Raw genomic sequence first — 3,339 nt, forward strand, 5'->3', positions numbered from 1 at the left:
TGTTCATTTCGTTCCTATCACTTTATGGATATGCAAAAATTGAGAATTGCATACGCAATGCCTCCCTTACAAAGAAGTATTCTCCAAGGGATTTAATTGAAATGTTCGGTAAAGTCTATATGATGGATATTGATGGACAGATGATGTTGACTGAAGTACCAAAAAAGGTAGAGGATTTAGGAAAGAAGTTAAATCTTGGGTTATTCCCTAAATGAGCAGAGTTAAGGTTATAAAAATGAGTCGCGATAGCTATCGTAACATGTGTTGAAAATGAAGAAGCTATGATTGGATTCATGAAATATTAAGAACGATGAGGTCTATTGGACAAAAAATATCAATCAAATAACGAAATCTGTCTAAAATAAAATAGTGTCGCAAAAATTTGCTCTTATTATGGGTGAATGGGATTTTTACCTTGTATTTTCCGACAGTCTCTTTCATCCCAAGTTTGACAGTTTTCACTCCTTAACGAAGAGAAAGTCATCTCTTTCAGAGACTGTCGGAAAAGTCACCTAATCTGAAAATTATTGCTATACGTACTGAGCTAAATAGTTATGAGTATCAATATAATCATTATCAATAACTAGTTTAAAAGAAATCACTAATGATATGTTCTAAGCTATTATTGTTATAATTACTCAGTATTTTCATACGAATCGACTTTTCCGACAGTCTCTGAATAGTTACATTTTACTTATCTAAATTAATCATGCAGTTTAGCAGGACAATAATAGAATATGCTAATCATCCTGAAGCAAAGTTTGATGGCGAAATAAGAATACTTGAAAGAAAGAATACTGAAGCTGATAAACCATTAACTCAAAACTCTCATGTAATGGAAAGGTTGGAGATGTGGGAAAATGCATGATTAACACCTACAATGCTTAACTCTGTATTATTCAGCCTCTTCTGGCATTTCAAGACCATTAACCCAATAGTGTATAAGAGCCTGCAATCTGTCTGTTGTAATCTCAGCGTTCGTATCGGGTGCCGACATATCATTTAGCCAGCAATGTATGGCTTCCTGAAGTTCGTCTGTTGTTATTACAGTGCTGCCTTCTGAATCATCATTATTCCATGGGTTCCAATCCAACAATAAAAGATTTTGTTTAAGGATAACAAGACCATTTTGATGATCAGCTACATAAACATAATCACCAGATACTGTAACACCACATGAATAACCATCTGTATCATACCTACCTGCCAGCATTGGAGCATTTGGGTCACTCACATCAACAACAACAAGTCCATTATGCCCATCGGCTATGTATGCAAAATTTCCATCTATGGCAATCCCCAATGAGCTTCCAGCTGTATCGTAGCTACCTACCAGTGTTGAATCCGTTGGGTCACTGACATCAATTACAACAAGACCATTGGAAAAATCGGCAATGTATGCATAATCATCTGCTACCTTTACATCCCGTGAATATCCAACAGTATCATAACTGCCTGCCAACGTTGGATTCGTGGGGTCTCTGACATCAACAATAACAAGACCTTTATAATCATCAGCAATGTATGCATAATTTTCATCTATGTCAATTCCAAATGAACTTCCGGCTGTATCATAACTGCCTGCCAGCGTTGGATCTGTTTTGTCACTGACATCAACAACAACAAGGGCATTATCTTCATCGGCAATGTATGCATAATTTCCTTCGATGGCAACACCCAGTGACTCCCCATCTTTATAATAATTGCTTGCCAGTATTGGATCCGTTGGATCACTCACATCAACAACAACAAGTCCATTATCTTCATCTGCAATGTATGCATAATTTCCTTCGATGGCAACACCCAATGAATTCCCGTCTGTATCATAACTGCCTGCTAGTGTTGGATCCGTTGGATCACTGACATCAATTACAACAAGACCCTTGTTCCAATTGGCTAGATATGCATGATTTCCGTCTATAACAACATCCTGTGACCATGCATGTATATCATAGCTACTTGCCAGTGTTGGATCCGTTGGGTCACTCACATCAACAACAACAAGTCCATTATCTTTATCTGCAATGTATGCATAATTTCTTTTTATGGTAACACCCCGTGACTCCCCGTTTGTATCAAAACTACCTGCCAGCGTTGGATTCGTTGGGTTACTGACATCAATAACAACAAGCCCATTATCTTTATCGGCAATATATGAATAATTTCCATCTATGGCAACGCCCAATGAAATCCCGTCTGTATCATAACTACCTGCCAGCGTTGGATCCGTTGGATCACTGATATCAACAACAACAAGCCCATTAAAATAATCGGCAATGTATGCATAATTTCCATGTATAACAACATCCTGTGAGTATCCAGATGTGTCATAGCTGCCTGCCAGCGTTGGATTCGTTGGGTCACTGATATTAACAATAACAAGACCTTTATAATTATCTGCAATGTATGCATAATTTCTATCTATGGCAACATCTTCTGAATCTCCGTCTGTATGATAAATACCTTCAACCATTGGAGCACATGGGTCACTGATATTAACAATAACAAGCCCATTATCTTCATTGGCAATGTATGCATAATTTCCATCTATGGCAACACCTAGTGACCATCCCGCCGTATTATAGATGCCTGCAAGCTCCATGTCCACTGTGCCTACACTTACAGAACTTGTTGTGGGTATTATTAACAATATTGCCAAAAGGAACAGACTCACTCTTTTTATTTTATCACAGCCAAAAACATTCAACATTTATAGATTTTCTATAATATTATGAATTAATCTACATGTATTTATAACATCCATATATGATTACATGTGTTATGCTTATAAGTACAATAGATAATCATATTGTCAATATCGTTAGTTTTTCCTTTATTTGGTAATTGAGGCTTAACCATTTTCCTCTAAAATACTTCTTTTCTCTTAATCTCTTCTTAGAATACTTTTTTCTGTAAAAATTTGCATAAACATAACTTAAATCAAAATCTAACCTATATAGAAAAGATTATACCTAATTAAAGCTATTTTAGGTTTGCAAACATCAAAATAACTCGCAAAAAGGTATAATCCATGATTAAGATTATTGGCAAGGGATATAAGAAAGTATTGCTTCAAGTATGTGACTTTACAGGAAATTGTGAAGTAAAGACAATAAGTTTAAAAAGTGTCAACGGCATAAAAGAATACGAAAAATTATTTGGAAAAAAGATAGAGGCCAAAAAAGAAAATATAAAAGTCCGTATCATTCACATAACTCAGACAATGCTTAGCGATTTCTTTAACCTGTTTGAAAGAACCATATCCAAAGCCACAATATTAAGTTTGATAACACAGAACAATACAAAATTTAAATTTATATTCTCAACAAAAAATACACA

3 protein-coding genes and 1 pseudogene are annotated in these 3,339 nt (G+C 35.5%); 3 read left to right on the forward strand and 1 reads right to left on the reverse strand.

The annotated features are described in order from the left end of the window. The coding region (locus tag BB781_RS15995) for a hypothetical protein (RefSeq protein ID WP_207205304.1) at nucleotides 1–215 on the forward strand (215 nt) is incomplete at its 5' end. Between the two features lie 494 nt (nucleotides 216–709). Next, a complete protein-coding gene (locus BB781_RS15925) occupies nucleotides 710–868 on the forward strand; it encodes a hypothetical protein (RefSeq protein WP_164997931.1) in 159 nt (52 codons plus the stop codon). A gap of 27 nt (nucleotides 869–895) precedes the next feature. Here the strand turns inward: BB781_RS15925 and BB781_RS14950 are convergent, their stop codons facing one another. Continuing rightward, a complete protein-coding gene (locus BB781_RS14950) occupies nucleotides 896–2,650 on the reverse strand; it encodes an LVIVD repeat-containing protein (RefSeq protein WP_164997932.1) in 1,755 nt (584 codons plus the stop codon). A gap of 381 nt (nucleotides 2,651–3,031) precedes the next feature. On the opposite strand from BB781_RS14950, the pseudogene BB781_RS14955 reads away from it, so the two are divergent. Further along, nucleotides 3,032–3,339: pseudogene (locus BB781_RS14955) on the forward strand (transposase); the annotation flags it as partial.

The organism is Methanolobus psychrotolerans, from assembly GCF_002243045.1.
GTDB classification, from domain to species: Archaea; Halobacteriota; Methanosarcinia; order Methanosarcinales; family Methanosarcinaceae; genus Methanolobus; species Methanolobus psychrotolerans.

What these genes read in the sequence shown, in the direction of transcription:
- BB781_RS15925 (WP_164997931.1), top strand. Translation starts at nt 710, where the DNA reads ATGCAGTTTAGCAGGACAATAATAGAATATGCTAATCATCCTGAAGCA.